Here is a 16,829-nt window from a genome sequence, read left to right as displayed (position 1 = left end):
TTTTATTCAAATCTAAAAAGTTCTTTTTTATTTAAATTGCCTTCACTTCCGTTCGGATGACAATCATAACAAGCATTGCTATTATATGAATATCCGCTTTCACCTCTGTGTTCATTATTCATATCTGTCTGATTATGCTCATGACAATCAATGCAAGAAAAAACCGAATAATCGTTCTGATTAGTGTGACAATCGGAACATGAATTCCATTCGTTTCTATGTTCACCAGAATAAATTGGGAAGTACTGATCATCATGATCAAAAGTAGCCGGCTTCCAAGCATTTTGTGAATGACAATCTTCACATGCAAAACCAAATCCAGAACTTGAGTGAACCGGATTTGTAGTTGAATTATAATCAGAAGAATGACAACCATAACAATCATCTGGAGTTGTATTATAATTTCCATTATGACATGTTGCACAATCATTTGTAATTGAAGAATGCGCACCTTGTAAAACATAAAAATTATTGTGAACCGAAAATGATGCCGGCTGCCAACCCGGATTAGTAGTATGGCATTCATTACAATTTGTTGAAAGACCTAAATTTGTATGACTTGGATTTGTAGAATTATTAAAATTATCAATGTGACAATCTGAACAAATTGTTGATGTACCCGAATATCCCGATGAGTGACAATCACTACAATTTGTACTTACGTGTGCCCCTGTTAAAGCAAAATTAGTATTGTTGTGATCAAAAGTTGTTTCGTTCCAATTTGTTGTATTGTGGCAGTCTTGACAAGTTTTGGGATAATTTTGCGAAACATGTTCTTGTGCTGAAGCGTATTGATCAGCATGACAAGAATAACATTCCGATGAAGCATTTGCCGTATTAACGTAATGACAACTTGAACAATTTGGCAAATTGTGTCCGCCTACTAATTCAAATCCGGTTGATGAATGATTAAAAGTAGAAGGGTTCCAAACTGAAGTGTTGTGACAATCTTCGCATTTATTTGAAATTCCAACTTGAATATGATTTGGATTTACGGAATTATTAAAATTTGATTCATGACATGCAAAACATTCTGTTGAAGTTCCAGCATATCCGTTTGAGTGACAAGATGAACAATCTGTACTTGTGTGTGCCGCGGTTAATGCAAAATTAGTATTGTTGTGATCAAAAGTTGTTTCATTCCAATTTGTTGTATTGTGGCAGTCTTGACAAACTTTGGGATAATTCTGCGAAACATGTTCTTGTGCTGAAGCGTAGTTATCAGCATGACAAGAATAACATTCAGATATTGCATTTGCCGTACTTACTGAATGACAACTTGAGCAGTTTGCAATATTGTGTCCGCCAACTAATTCAAAGCCGGTTGATGAATGATTAAAGGTAGAAGGATTCCAAACTGATGTATTATGGCAATCTTCACATTTATTTGATATTCCAACTTGGACATGATTTGGATCTGATGAATTATTAAAATTATTTTGATGACAACTAATACATTCCGTAGAAGTATTTAAATATCCACTTTGATGGCAATCCGAACACTCTTGAGTTATGTGTGCACCGGTCAGAGGAAATTCTGAAAGTGAATGATTAAAAGCTCCATCTTCACTTCCTGTTGGATGACATGCAAAGCATTCAGAGCTTATATATTGATATCCTTGAATGCCACTATGTTCATCAACCATTTTTGTTTTTTCATGTTCATGGCAATTTATACATTCAAAAATTTGGAAGTTAGAAGAATTAGTGTGGCAGTCGGAACATTCATTCCATTCATTATTGTGTTTGCCCGAATATATTGGAAAGAATTGATTATCGTGATCAAATGTCGCAGGCTGCCAAGCATTTTGTGAATGACATGTTTCACAATCTGTACCAAATCCAGCTGTTTGATGATTTGGGTTACTGGTATTATTGTAATTATCAGTATGACAATCATAACACAGATTTTTTGTGGTAGTGTAATTGCCGGAATGACAAGAATTACAATCATTTGCAATACTTGCATGCGCACCTTCCAATAGATAGAATTCATTGTGAACTGAAAATGTTGCTGGCTGCCAATCCGGATTTGATGTATGGCATTGCTCGCAATTTTGATCTAACCCAATTTGCTGATGATTAGGATTTACAGAATTTTGAAAATCTGTTAAATGGCAAGAGTTGCATTCCATCGATGTTCCTTGATAACCGGAAGAGTGGCAATCTATGCATTGGGTTGAAATGTGCGCACCGGTTAATGGAAAATTTGTTGCCGAATGATTAAATCCGCCTTCTTCACTTCCGGTTGGATGACAAGCAAAACATGCATTGCTTTCATAAACATATCCATTTATTCCGCTGTGTTCTTCATTCATTGAATTTTGATTGTGTTCATGACAAGTAATACATTCGAAAACTTGGAAGTTAGAAGAATTCGTGTGACAATCTGAACACTCATTCCACTCACCTTTATGTTCACCAGAATAAATTGGGAAAAATTGATTATCATGATCGAACGTTGCCGGTTCCCACGCCTTTGTTGTATGACAAGATTCGCAATCAGTTCCAAAGCCAGCTGATTGATGAACCGGATCAGTTGCGGAATTATAATCAGTTTGATGACAATCATAACATTGATTTGGAGTATTTGTGAAACCGGTAGTATGACATTTTGCACAATCGTTTTCAATTGCTTTATGTGCACCGTCTAATACAAAAAATTGATCATGATCTTTAAACAACGCTGGCTGCCAGCCCGGATTAGTTGTATGGCATTCCAAACAATTAGTTGAAAATCCAGATGCAGTATGTTTTGGATTTGAAGTTGAATTATAATCATTCTGATGACAAATTAAACATTCTTGAGATAATCCTTCAAAAGTAGTTTGCGAATGGCAATCAAAACAATTACTGATTTTATGTCCGCCGACTAATGGAAAAAAATCATGAGATACGTTTGCCTTACTCCATTCAATATCACTAACTCTATGACAATCTTCACAATCTTTAGAAAATCCAGCTTCAATATGATTTGGAACTTGTGCTGATTGATAATCACTTAAATGGCAATCAATACACTGCGATCCAATAACTTGAAATAATAATTTATCTACAGCGGTGTGGCAATCTTTACAATCCGCAATTTTGTGCGCACCAAGTAAAGGAAATCTGCTCACATCATGCATTTCCGTTATGTTTGTTACAACCCATGAGTTTGAATTATGACATTGTTCACAATTTGGTTCAACCGTATTTTGATGAATATTTATATGGCAATCAAAACAATTAGCTTTTGTTTCAGAAAATTTTAAAGTTGCGTGACACGATTGACAATCTAAAACTTTATGTTGACCAACAAGTTCAAAATTTGTTTGAGAATGATTAAAATCTAGTTTCTTTAAATCAACTTTCCAATTATTTGTTGAATGACAAACTTCACAATCAAAATTAAAATTTTCTCCATGCGGAGATTGAGAATAAATATTTGAGGATATTAATATCAAAAATATTAAGAATGACAGCTTATGCATCTAATATCCTCTATTTTAAAATTTTTAAATGAAATTTCGTTTCTTACAATTTGCTTATGACATTTATCGCAGCTTACATTTCTATGTGCACCATCAATTGCAAATCTTGTTTTATTATGATCAAATAAAGTTGGCTGCCAATTATTAAATGTGTGACAATTTTCGCAAAGTTCTTTTTCATCTTTAACAAACTGACCTTGATGAATATCATTATGACACTGAGTGCAATTTGTTTTTAATTGTATAAATTTTTGTGCAATAATTTTAGAATCTTCAATTGTGAAATGACAATCTCTGCAAGTTGCGGTTTTGTGTTTCCCAATCAATTCAAATTCTGTTTTGCTATGATCAAACTCAATTGTTTTCCAAGAAATTGTTGAGTGACAAGTTTCGCATTTATTTTCATTAAAATATTTTTCTCCAATTTCATTTCCGTGAATATTTGAATGACATGAAATACATTTTTCTCCGGAAATTTTAAATGTCCAACTTTCATTTTTATAATGACATGCAAAACACGGAGTTGCCGAATGTGAATTTGTTAATTTAAATTCTGTTTTTTCATGCATTTCCAAAGTGAAATTGGAAGGTGAAAATCCATACTCAGTATGGCAAACTTTGCAATCCGTTTGAATATTATTTTTAATAAATTCACCTTTATGAAAATCATTATGACAATCATAACATTTAGAAAATTTTGGTTTACTTGTTAAACTTTCCTTATGGCAATTTTCACATTTTACTTTTTGATGTTTACCAATTAAAGGGAAATTCGTTTTTGAATGATTAAATTTATCGGAAATATTTACTTCATTAAATGAATTTGTATTGTGGCAAGTTTTGCAATCATTACCAAATTTTCCTTTATGAAAATCATTATGGCAAGATTCGCAACTGTTGAATTTTACTTCTGCAAATTTCTGAAATGATTTATTATTTCTTTTTTCTTTTGCATGACATTTTTCACAATCTACATTTTGATGTTTTCCGGTTAATTTAAAATTTGTATTATCATGCAAAAACTTTTGCGCCGGTTTAAATTTTTCTTCGGTATGACATTTTGCACAATCATCATCTAATGTTTTTTGATGAACATCTTCATGGCAATTTTTACATTTTGTACCTAATCCTAAAAAAGTATTTTTTCTTGATTTAAGTTTTTTATCATGTATAAATTCCGATTTGTGACATTTATCGCAATCTAATTTTTTATGACTTCCCTTTAGCTCAAATCCGGTTTCATTGTGTTCAAATTTATTTTCATCAAACTTTATGATTTTAAAATTTCTTCCAAAATGTTCTCCGTGGCAGCTCCAGCAATCTTTAACAGCTACATTTTTATTTGAATGAAATCCTCTATTTTGATTTATTAAATCCGAAATTTCTGTGTGGCAATCAAGACATTTGGCTTTGGAAACTTGCTTTCCCAAATCGTGACATTTTGTGCAGTTGCTCATTCCTTCTAATTCCGCATGAGCTTTGGTTAAATCTCCGGGAGAAATTTGCGCTAAATTTATTTTAGCAAAAATGAAAAAAAATAAAAATATTTTTAGAACTAATGTTTTAATATTACCTCACCAAATTTTTTGGTTATTTTAATTCCAATTTTTTCAAGAAATTTATTTGGTAATTCTCCGCCCGCAAATATGTAAACTAAATCATTTTGAATTGGAATTATGCTTCCATTATTCAATTTTATTTTTACTTCTTTTTCTAAAATTTCCGTCAAGTTAGAACTGTAAATAGCGCTGATTTTGTTTGTCTTAATTGCGCTATCAATTTTTTCCAAATTTTTTGGTTTAAGTCGATTAAAAGATTCTGATCGATAAGAAATTGTAACTTGATTTGTTCCATCTTCGGCAAGTAAAAGTGCTGATTCTATTGCGGAATCTCCTCCTCCAATTACAATTACTTTTTGATTCTGTATTAATTCCGGTTCAAGCAAACGATATGCAACTTTTTCAAGATTTTCTCCCGGAACATTTAATTTTCTTGGCGAACCTCTTCTTCCGATTGAAAGCAAAACTTTTGAGCAAGTATATTTATCGTGATTTGTAATTACTTCAAAAGAATTTTGGTAAGCAATAATTTCTAAAACTTTTTCATTTTCATTTATTGAAATATTATTTTTTTCTAAAACTTCTTTCCAGAGACCAATTAATTCAGATTTTGAAGTTTCACTTAATTTAACTTTTCCATGAAGTGGTAAATCCATCGGTTTTGTCATTACAATTTTTGCTCGAGGAAATGAAAAAACTGTTCCGCCCAAACTATCTTGTTCAAGAGTTAAAAATCTAATATTATTTTTTGCAGCTGTTAAAGAAGCTGCAATTCCAGCGGGACCGGCTCCGACAATTATTACATCAAATTTTACATTTTTTTCTTTGGGCAAAGTTCTAATAATATTTTCCATTGCTTTAGAACCTTGATCAACTGCATTTTTTATTAAACCCATTCCGCCTAATTCGCCGGCAATGTAAATTCCTTTAATATTCGTTTCATAATTTTGACTTACATGAGGAAGTTCTACTCCGCGTTTTTCAGTTCCCATTACCAATGAAATTGCTTCAACGGGACATGCATGAAAACAAGCTCCGTGTCCAACGCATTGAGATGCATTTATTAATTTTCCTTTTCCGCTTACAATTCCCAAAATATCTTTTTCCGGACAAGCGGCAACGCAAGCACCGCTTCCAATACAAATATCTTCGTTAATTTTAGGGTGAAGCGAAATTGGTTCGTGAAATCCAAATTCTTTTGCTTTATCAATTTTAAGTTTATTTATTTTGGTTTGTGTTTTATGAGTTTTATAGTAGGCAAATAAAACTGCTGAAATTAATACAATTACAACAACGGCTGATAAAAAATATTCTATTAATACTTCCAAATCCCTTTCCGAAATTATATTATTAAATAAGACAATTAGTCAACAAATATGCCAGTTTAACTCCTTTAAAAATCAATTAAAACAGAAATATTATTGAATTAGTTTCAAAATATTACATGTAAATAATACATTATGTATTAAAAATCGAACAAAAATATTTTTATTTTAGTTAAAAAATCCATCTATAACCAAAAGCTACTGTTACAATTATATGAATGAACATAATTATTAGCATAATTAATGCAAACGGAAGATGTGCAACATGCCAATATTTAAATAAACTTTGCATTAAACGTAAATAATGAATTTTACTTGAAATTGAGATTTTTTCTTTAATTGTTTTAATTATCTCTTTTCTTTGATACTTTGAAATATTGTTTTGTTTCAGTTCATTTGAAATATTTACTATTTTTTTTCTATTTTCTAAATAATTAGGAACTACTGATAAGAGAAGATTTCCGAAAGAAGCTTTACCTTGCTGCTGAATTTGAGATAAATTTGCAATATTTTCTAAAGTTGTATTAAGTAAATTGTACTCAGTTGCTAATTTGAGAGTTAAATTTTCATTTAAATTGCTTATTTGCTGAATATTCATTTCATTGCCTTCGATCGTTCTTGGAATTCTAACATAAATAAATCTTCCAATAATTCCGCTCACAAAAACTGCAACCATACTCCAAAAACTTACTGAAACAATTCCGCCAAATTTGAATGCCGTATGAAACAAAATTAAAATTGGTCCAACTGTGCAAAGAAAAATGTGTAATTCCAGCCAATGTTTTAAAATTCCTAAATGAACAAATAATTTTACTCTTTTTCTAATCATATAAATTAATACGCCAAAAACCATTAAAATTGAACCAATAATTCCAAAACCGTGACCTAAAATTCCACTTGGTTTTAATAAATCATGTTTTGATGAAAAAAATTTTTCTTCAAGTGGAGTTATGTAATAGGAATATCCATTTATTACAAGAATGGCTAAAACTGAAATTGTGACTAAGATAAAAAAACCGATATACAAATTATGCTGTAATTTTGTCAAATCCTTTCCTAAACTAATTTAGACTATAAATCTTTTTTTAAATTATAAAAAAACTCTTTTATTTCCTATAATCATACGTAAATTAATTTTGGCTAAAATTAGCCAAGGTAGTAAAATTATATTTTTAAAGTGTGACACAAATCAAGTGTTGTATCATATTAAAACACAATTTTTAAATTATGTTCGATTTTATTATAGATGCAATTACATCTAAATAATTTTACAAATTTTAAATTGTTCAAATTTTGAGAAATTTTCAATTTTTTTCAAAATAAAAGTTTAGATATTTTAAATGAAAAGTAAACAAGTAAATTTTACCACTTTTCTATTTTTACGGCATAGTATTTGATTTTATTCCTCTCACTACAAGACTATTATATTTAATTATTATTACTGATTACCGATAATTGTGTAATCTCTAAAGTGTGAGGATGAGAAATGCAAAACAATATTACATCTGCATTAAAAAGTAATGAGCTGTTTAAAGACACAAACATTTCCAACATTACTCTAGAGGATTTGCAGCTAAAAATCATTTCCCTTGAAGAAGGAGAAATTCTTTTTAAAAATGGTGATGTTTCAAATTCTATATTTTTAATTCTTGAAGGCGAAATAAATCTTCTTAAGAAACATAGCTTTTCTAAAACCACAACTTTAGTTTTATCTGCCAATGAATTTTTTGGTCAAGATGAATTTTTCTCAAATACTAAAAGAAAATCAACTGCTTTAGCAATAAAAGATACAAAAATTGCTGAAATTTCTAAGGATAATCTTGATATTTTACTAATTCAGTATAATTCAATTTTAACCAATCTTAAAGCTTCAATGGAAGAAATTGATGAAACCATGATGGAAAATCTTGAAAAACTGCTTAAAGAAGCAAATGAAAAATATTTATCCGGACAGAAAAAAGTATCAATTTTTGATCTTTCTACAAAAAATAGTGAGGAACTTGTTTCGTTTAACGAAATTAAGCAAAAAGAGAAAATAATTGATGAACTAAATAATAGAATTTTGCGTTATAATGAGTTAATTAGAAAAAAGGAAGAGCAGATTACAGATCTTTTCGATCGAGTTGAAGAATATCAAACTTCCAATAAACAATTAAAGACTGTTATTGATAACCAAAATGAACAACTAACAAGATTATTAGAATCTGAAAAATCTTATAAAAATCAGCTTGAAATACACACAAATAAACTTAGGAAACTGGAAGATGAAATTAATTCCTTAAATTATTCTAAAATAGATGCAGAGTTTGACTTACAAAAAGAAAAGGAATTGGAATTTCTCAAGCAAGAATTGGAGCTCTTAAATAAAAAAGAAGCAAACTTGGTAAATCAATTAAATCAATCAACGCGTGAAGTTGAAGATTTAAAAAGGCAATTGAATAGTTTAGAAAATGCTTCAAAATCTACAAAAGACAATGATGATTTGCTTAAACTTGAAATCCAAAAACTTACAAACGAAGTAAATTCTTTACGCGAAAAAGAAATTGAATTCAATAAATTAAAAGCAGACTATGAAAACAATAGAATTGAAATAATTACATTAAAGGATACGTTATCTAAAACTAAAAATGAAATTGAATTATATGAAAACAAAATAAATCAAAGTAGACAATTAGAAAGCGACTTATTATCAAACAATAAAAAACTTGAGAACGAACTTCAAAATCTTCAAAATAAACTTTCAAACACAGAAAACAGTTTGGAAGAACTTAAATATTTAAAAAAGAATTATACAAGTTTAGAAGAGGAAAAGAATAAGACCATAAATCTTTTAAATAAGAAAATATCTGAAAATGAAGAAAAATATTCAGATTTCGATCGATTACTAAAAATTAAGCAAAGTAAAATTGAAGAGCAATCTTCTGAATTATTAAAAATTAAATCCGAATTTGAGAATATAAATTCAGCCGATAAATTTAAAAGTGAATTAATTGGTGAACAATCATATAAAATTGCTAAACTTGAAGAGTCAAATCGAATTTCCTCAATCGAATTACAAAAATACAAGGATACTATATCTAATTATTCTGGTGAAATTAAAAAAATCAAAGATGATTTTGAAAATGCATTGATTTCTCAGAAAAAGCTGGAAAGTTCAAATTATGAAATTCGCGCAAAATTGGAATTAAAAAATGATGAAATCTCAAAATTATATACTGAAAATGAATCCCTCAAAATTTCCGAAGTTAACAAAAATGAAATAATTAACAAACAATCAAATCAAATTGAAGAATTAAAAGCAAAGGAAAGTTACTTTAAGGAAGCTGATTTCAAAAAACAAGCAACAATAGAACGTCAATTAAATCAATTAAAGGAAACAGAAAATTTCTTAGCTGATGCAAAAATACTTGTTGATAAGCTCTCAAAAGATAATGAAGAAAATAAAACAAAAATTTCTGACTTATCATATCAAATTCAAGAATTAACCAATGAAATTGCAGCGAAAAATTCTAAAATCTTCAATTTAGAAGGTGAACTTGTAAACAATTCAACTAATCTTAAAAAGATACAAGATCAAAATAATGATTTAAATATTCAAGTCTCTCAACTAAGCAATTCAATTGTAAAGAAAAATGGAATCATTGACGATCAGTCAAATCTAATTAGTGAAATTGAGACAGCTAAAAATAGTTTGGAAATTATTGCAAAAGAAAAAGATGAAATTATAATTAAGCAAAGTCACAAATTGACAGAAAATGAACATTTGGTAGAAAAATTAAATTTTGAATTAACTTCTGAAAAATCTATTAAGAATGAGCTTGAAAAAAATCTTATTTCCGTAAACGATAAAATTAAGAACTTCGAAAACTCAATAAATGCCCTTTCAATTCAAATTTCTGAAAAAGATGAGTTTATTGCCGAAAAAGTACAAATTATTGAAGATCAAAAAGCAAAATTAAATGAAGAAAATATAAAAATTTCACAAAAAGTCAATGAAATATCTCAATTGGAAGGCAAGCTTCAAATATTTGAAAGTGAAATTGTTGAATTAAAAACAAAGGAAAATGAATTTCGAAATGCTGTTAGTCAAAATCTTGATACAATTACACAGCAAAATATTGAAATAGCAAAATTAAGTGATGAAAGAAAAGAAAAAGAAACAACAATTTCGTTTTTAAATAAACAATTAATAAATAATCAAGAAGTTGTCTCTGATATTAAAAATTTATTAACATCAGCAGAAAATGAATTAACAGAAAGTAAACAAAATGCTGAAAATCTTCAAATTTTAATAAATGATAAAAATATTGAGATATCAGAACTTATTAATCGAAATAGAAATTTAAAATCTGAACTTGAATCAAGTGAATTGAAAATTGCTAATTTACGTGCGTCAGAAACCGAATTAAATTCAATAATTAATTCTAAAAATGAAGAAATTACAAAACTTGAAAACGATTTAGAGAATGCAAAAATTAATATTTCTGAAATTTCTGAAAATCTTCAAAAATCTAATTTAAATGTAACAAAGTTAGAAAATGAAATTATTGAAAGATCAAAATCTGAGCAGATTTTATTATCGAAAATTGAAAATAAAGATTCTGAAATAAACAATTTAAATTCAACAATTTCTGAAAATGCGAAACAAATAGAAAATTTAAGTTTTGAGATTGCAAATTTTGATAATACTTTAGATTCGTTCCGCAATAAAATTACTGAACGAGATAATTTAATAAATGAATTGAATGAAAAAGTAAATTCTCTATCTCAAAATAACTTACGAATGGAAAGTGAAATTGCAAACTTAAATTCTTCAGTTAAATTGCGAGATAATACAATTTCTGAAATCAGTCAAGATTTGGAAAATAAACTGGATACAATTGAAATTCTTAATAAAACAATTTCAGAAAAAGATGTAAATATAAATATTTTGCAAAAAAACGTTGAAAAGTTAAATTTGCAAATTGATGATAAAACTGCGAAAATTGAAAAATTGGAAATTGATAATAATAGTAATTTTATTACGATTGATAATTTAAATAAAGTAATTGTTGAGCAGACAAACGAAATTAAACAATCAAATGAATTAATTAGTAATATTAATCAGCAAAACAAAAATTTAAGTATTGAAATTGAGTCAAAAAATGAAATTTTAGAAACAAATAAAAATGAAATTTCAACATTAAACAATACAATATCTGATTTAAAAAATAATGTTGAAAATGCAAATTCAGAAATTTCTGAACTTAAAACCTCTCTTTTAGATCTAAATGATAGAAATTCCTCATTAGCAAATTCATTGAATGAAAAATCGTCACATTTAGAGCTTAACCTAGAAAAACTAAATTCATTGGAAAATGAAATTTTTGAGTTAAATTCATCAAATCAAAGTCTAACCAATTCCGTAATTGAGAAAAATATTGAAATCGAAAATTCAATTACAAAAATAAATTCACTAGAAAGTGAAATTGCATCTAAATCTTACGAAATCTCCGATTTGAAATTACAGAAAAAGGATTTAGATCTAATAAATTCGCAGCAAAAAGAAGCTTTTGAACTACTTTCAAATTCTTATCATTCACTTCAAATTAGTGAGGAAATTGAGAAAGATAAAGTTTCTGATTTGACAAATAAATTAAATGCACTTAATGAAGAAAAAAATAATATTTTAGCTTTATTAAAAGATTCAGAGTCTGAAATTGCACATTTGAAAAAACATATTTCTGCATTAAATGAAAATATTGAAGAAAGAAACCGAACAATTGAAGAATTAAATTCTAACTTAAAAATTGAACGAACTGAAATTGAACGAAGATTGGTTGATAAATCCAGATTGGCTGAAGAATTACACAAATCTGTAATTTTCCTTGAAGAGCAGCTTGAAATTCTACAAAAAGGTCATAATGAAGTTACACAAATTCAAGAAAATGAAATTCAAAATAATCTTAAAGAAATAGCAAAATTAACACAAATTGAAATAGAACTAAAAGAAAGTTTATTTGAGAAGGAAAATGAATTTAACAAACTGCACAAAGAAATTGATGTTTTGAAAATTGACTTGAGCAATTACAAAATAAGTTTTGAAGAAAAATCTAGTGAACTAAACATAATTGCAAGTGAACTTTTTGAAAGTGAAAATAAACTTAAATCTAAAATTTCTTTAGAAAATGAATTATTAGGCAAAATTGAAAAGTTAGATGTTGAAATAGAAAATCTTAAAAAATCCAATGAAAATACACTATCAGCGATTTCTGAAAAAGATATTTTAATTAAGGAGTTTGAACAAAATCTTTTCGAAAGTAATAATTTAGAAAATGAATTAAAATTACAAATAGAAAATTTAAATAAAGATATAGAATCTGCTAAAACTGAAATTGCTGTAAAAGATAATCAAATTTCTGAAATTACTTTAAGCAAAAATTCTCTTGAAGACTTAATTTCTGAAAAAGAAAATATTATTCGTGAGTTTGAGCAAAATATTTCTGCCAAAGATAATTTGGAAAATGAATTAAAATTACAAATAGAAAATTTAAATAAAGATATAGAATCTGCTAAAACTGAAATTGCTGAAAAAGATAATCAAATTTCCGAAATTACTTCAAGTAAGAATTCTCTTGAAAACTTAATTTCTGAAAAAGAAAATATTATTCAAGAATTTGAGCAGAATATTTCTAACAAAGATATTTATGAAAATGAATTGAAATTAAAAATTGGTGAACTTCAACAAAATATTGAAAATACGAAAAATGAATTAAATCTTAAAGAAATTCACCTTAGTGAAAAAGAAAATGAATATAAGTTAAATTTGAATGAAAAAGTAAAAGAAATACAATATCTTAATTCTGAAATAGAAACTTTAAATATTGATCTAAAAGCTTATCAAAATCAAATTTCATCAAAATATTATGAATCGAAGAATTTAATTGAAGAAATTGAAAAATATAAAAATCAGCTCAAAGAAGTAGGTTTTTCTGAAAATCAATACAGAAATCAAATTCACGATTTAAGTACAAAACTTTCTGAATTAGAATTAACAGTAAAAACAGATCAAGAAAATTTAATTACATTAAATTCAACTATTGAAACTTTAAAAAATTCAATAAAAGAACGCGATGAAATTATTTCTTCAAATCAGAAATTTATTGAAGAACAAAATCAGCAAATTTCATTTATCGAAAGTGAATTGTTAAATAAAGATTCATTGAGCGAAAAATATGAATCGTTAAATGAGAAACTGGAAAATTTGACTTTAGAACTTTCCGTAAAAACTGAAGAAAATAAAACAATTTCTTTTGAAAATGAACAACTTAAAAATCAATTAAATGAATTAAAGTATAATTTCGAAAATATCTTGAATGAGAAAAATCAAGATAGTTCGGAATTATCAAAAATTTCCACTGAAATTGAGAATTTAAAATCTCAATTGGAATTCACTCAAAATATTATTAGCGAAAAAGATTCGGAGCTTGAAAGACTGAATTGCGAAATAACCAATTTAATCTCGGCAAAAGATTTTAGTACTGAAATTAGCAAATCGTTTGAAGAAAAAATTCATGAATTGGAAAATAAAATTTCTGAGTTAACCGAAATTAAATCATCTTACGAAATTGAACTTGAAAATAAAACTGAAATTATTGCTGAACTTCAATTAAAAAATAGTTTTGGTGAAAATGAAATTCAGAATGAATCAGTTGAAGAATACAATAAAAAGATTGAAGAATTAACCAACGAGCTTCAACAATATTCACAAATCAAAAATAATTTTGATTCTTTGATGGAAGAAAAAAATTCAATTATCGAAGAGCAAGGAAAACGATTAACACAAGTTAAACTGGAACGAACTGATAGAGAAATTGAATTTATTAAACTAAAAGAGCAATTGGAAGATTTCAAAAATGAAGTTGAAAGACTGAATGATGCTAAAAATCACTTCAAGAGTGAAGCAAGTAAGAAATCTGATGAACTCGAATTGCTTTCAAAAAGAATGGAAATGTTCAATAATAGTTCATTAGAAAAAGAATCTTCCGAAGAAAGATTGAATTCAATTATTGAAAATCAAATTGAAAAAATTGCCGAACTTCACGAAAGAATAAATGAGCTTGAATCCGGAAGAAACCAATTAATTGCTCAACAGCAGAATAAACCCGTAATTGAAAAAGTAATTCCACCAAATGCATTTGAAAAACAAATTATTGAACAAAAGAAAGCATCGGAAGAAAAGTTTGAGAAATTTGCTGTGAATGAAGATATTAAGCCGGCATTTTCTTTCGGAAATGTAAATGATGAAAAAGATGAAATTATTGATTTTGATTTGGAAGAAAATATTGAAAATAGTTTAACCGAAAATGATGATTTTTCATCTCTGGAAGTAGAAGAACCGGTGATTTCTAAAGCACATAAGTTTTCGGCAGATTTAACAAAATCAGAAAATGATTTGCCAAATTATTCACAGTTTTCACATTTGCTTTATGGAGATGTAAGTGTTGTTACATTAAATATTCCAAGAGCAACAATGGAAATTGCAGCAAAATTCAAAGAATATTTAACATCATTATTTAATAGTCACAATTCAAAAATTGTAATTGATTTATCTCATTGCGAATTTGTAGATTCAACGGTACTTGGCGTAATGGTAAGTTCGCTTAAAAAAGCAATGAGTTTAGGCGGTGATTTAAGAATTGTTTGGGGGGATCATACAGAATCTTCAATGTTTTATATTACAAGAATGGATAAAGTTTTCAAACTTTACGATAATCTAGAAGATGCAATACAAAGTTATTTAGATTAGTCTCTCACTCACACATATAATAGTCTAAGTGCCGGAAGAAATTCCGGCATTTATATTTTAAAGTCATAAAAGTTGTTTTCTCTTATTTAAGATTATGTAAAAATCTAAAAATATTACGAATAATTATAATTGGATTCTGGGTCTTGTAAAAAATGATATACAATCTTATTATAAAAATTTACATTCTAAATTAAAATTAACATATTATTACTGTGGACAATTAAATGAGATAACTTCACAAAATAGCCAACTGTACTAAAATTTTACATTTCTCATTTTTATATTGACAGAGTGCAACAAATCCTAATAATTGCATTAAATTTTTCAAAACTTTTTCCGATTGTATAATTATAATACAAAATGATGTATTATTTTGATAAATTAAAAACTCAATTTTCGAAAATTTACTAAATTCACAATTATTATGAATCACAAAAGTTTCATTTTGAAAACTATTGAAAGTAATGAATGAATTAATTTCTAATATAATTTCTGAAAATGATACAATTTCACTTGCTTACGGTAAATATTTTCATCTTTTTACTAACTCGACAAATGATATAGTTTTCATATTAAACGATTCCGGAATTGTTGAATTTGCAAATAATGCATTGTTAAAGCAATCTCATTTTAAGCTGGATGATATAATTGGAAAACACTTTTTTGAATTACTTAACGAGAAAAATAAATCGAAAGTTGCTGAGGCTTTTCAAAATCTTATTGCAAATAAAACATCAGTAAAGTTTGAAACAGAAATTATTCCCAAAGTTGGAATTGAACAATTATATGAAATCACTCTAACGCCAATATTTCAAAATGAAAAATTAACTTCCCTTTTTGGCGTTGGAACAAATTTAAGTAAAGCTAAAGCAGAAAGAGGAAAAGTTGAAGATCTTTTATCAAAATTAACGGAAGCAAATAGATTAAATGCAATTGAAAGAGACCGTGCACAGCAGCAAATTAGTGTTTTAAATGAATTAAATAATTTGAAGAATGAATTTATTTCGAATGTTTCACATGAATTAAGAACACCGCTTGCATCAATAATTGGTTTTGCAGAAACAATTGCAGAGGATAAAAATTTAACTTTGGAAAAAGCTGAAGAATTTAATCAAGTAATTTTAACGGAAAGTAAACGTCTTGCAAAATTAATAAATGATGTTTTAGATTTTTCCGAACTCGAAAGTGAAAAACAAAAATTACAGAAAACTTCGCTTAACATTATTGATATAATTAACGAATGTAATAATAATATTAAGATTGAAAGTGAGATTAAGAATATTACATTAACAGAAAATATTCCTCAATCGGAGATAATGATTTACGCCGATGAAGAACGTATAAAAAAAGTAATAACTTATATACTTTCAAACGCTGTAAAATTCACAAAAGAAAATGGAAGGATTACAGTAATTGTTCAAGAATTTTTAAAAGAAGTGGAAATTGTTATAAGTGATACCGGTGTTGGAATTCCCGAAAATAATATTCCCTTCTTATTTGATAAATTCAGCAAAATAAAAAGAACCGGATTAAACTTAACCGGAGCCGGATTTGGATTAGTTACAGTTAAACAAATAATTGATTTACATAAAGGTCTTATTAGAGTTAAAAGCGAAGTTAACAAAGGAACAAGCTTTATTATAAGACTTCCTAAATATAGTTTTAATTAAAACTAACGGGGTAA

The 16,829-nt window shown here is 27.5% G+C and carries 6 protein-coding genes; 2 read left to right on the top strand and 4 right to left on the bottom strand.

What is annotated here, in order from left to right; all coding sequences use genetic code 11:
- Positions 1–2: 2 nt before the first annotated feature.
- From IPM32_05790 to IPM32_05775, 4 genes are all read right to left on the bottom strand, one after another.
- Positions 3–3,473 (bottom strand): hypothetical protein, encoded by a 3,471-nt coding sequence (locus IPM32_05790; GenBank protein MBK8944771.1) that lies wholly within the window; start codon positions 3,471–3,473, stop codon positions 3–5.
- Entirely contained in the window at positions 3,452–5,002 is a 1,551-nt protein-coding gene (locus IPM32_05785; GenBank protein MBK8944770.1) for a cytochrome C, read from the bottom strand. The genes IPM32_05790 and IPM32_05785 overlap by 22 nt, the downstream gene beginning before the upstream one ends.
- A gap of 26 nt (positions 5,003–5,028) precedes the next feature.
- Positions 5,029–6,348, bottom strand: coding sequence for an NAD(P)-binding domain-containing protein (locus tag IPM32_05780; protein ID MBK8944769.1), 1,320 nt, complete (start codon positions 6,346–6,348; stop codon positions 5,029–5,031).
- A 181-nt stretch (positions 6,349–6,529) separates the two neighbouring features.
- On the bottom strand, positions 6,530–7,366 hold the full coding sequence (locus IPM32_05775) for a hypothetical protein (protein MBK8944768.1): 837 nt from the start codon (positions 7,364–7,366) through the stop codon (positions 6,530–6,532).
- Positions 7,367–7,843: 477 nt separating this feature from the next.
- Between IPM32_05775 and IPM32_05770 the strand changes: the two genes are divergently transcribed.
- Entirely contained in the window at positions 7,844–15,145 is a 7,302-nt protein-coding gene (locus IPM32_05770) for a cyclic nucleotide-binding domain-containing protein (GenBank protein ID MBK8944767.1), read from the top strand.
- A gap of 464 nt (positions 15,146–15,609) precedes the next feature.
- Positions 15,610–16,815: a PAS domain-containing sensor histidine kinase gene (locus IPM32_05765; GenBank protein ID MBK8944766.1), complete on the top strand. Its 1,206-nt coding sequence runs from the start codon at positions 15,610–15,612 to the stop codon at positions 16,813–16,815.
- Positions 16,816–16,829 lie beyond the last annotated feature (14 nt).

Source organism: Ignavibacteriota bacterium (assembly GCA_016716225.1).
Classification (GTDB): Bacteria; Bacteroidota; Ignavibacteria; order Ignavibacteriales; family Melioribacteraceae.
Note: the sequence above shows the minus strand (reverse complement) of the source record. Positions and strands in the feature narration are given on the sequence as shown.

What these genes read in the sequence shown, in the direction of transcription:
- IPM32_05790 (MBK8944771.1), bottom strand. Translation starts at nt 3,473, where the DNA reads ATGCATAAGCTGTCATTCTTAATATTTTTGATATTAATATCCTCAAAT.
- IPM32_05770 (MBK8944767.1), top strand. Translation starts at nt 7,844, where the DNA reads ATGCAAAACAATATTACATCTGCATTAAAAAGTAATGAGCTGTTTAAA.
- IPM32_05765 (MBK8944766.1), top strand. Translation starts at nt 15,610, where the DNA reads ATGAATGAATTAATTTCTAATATAATTTCTGAAAATGATACAATTTCA.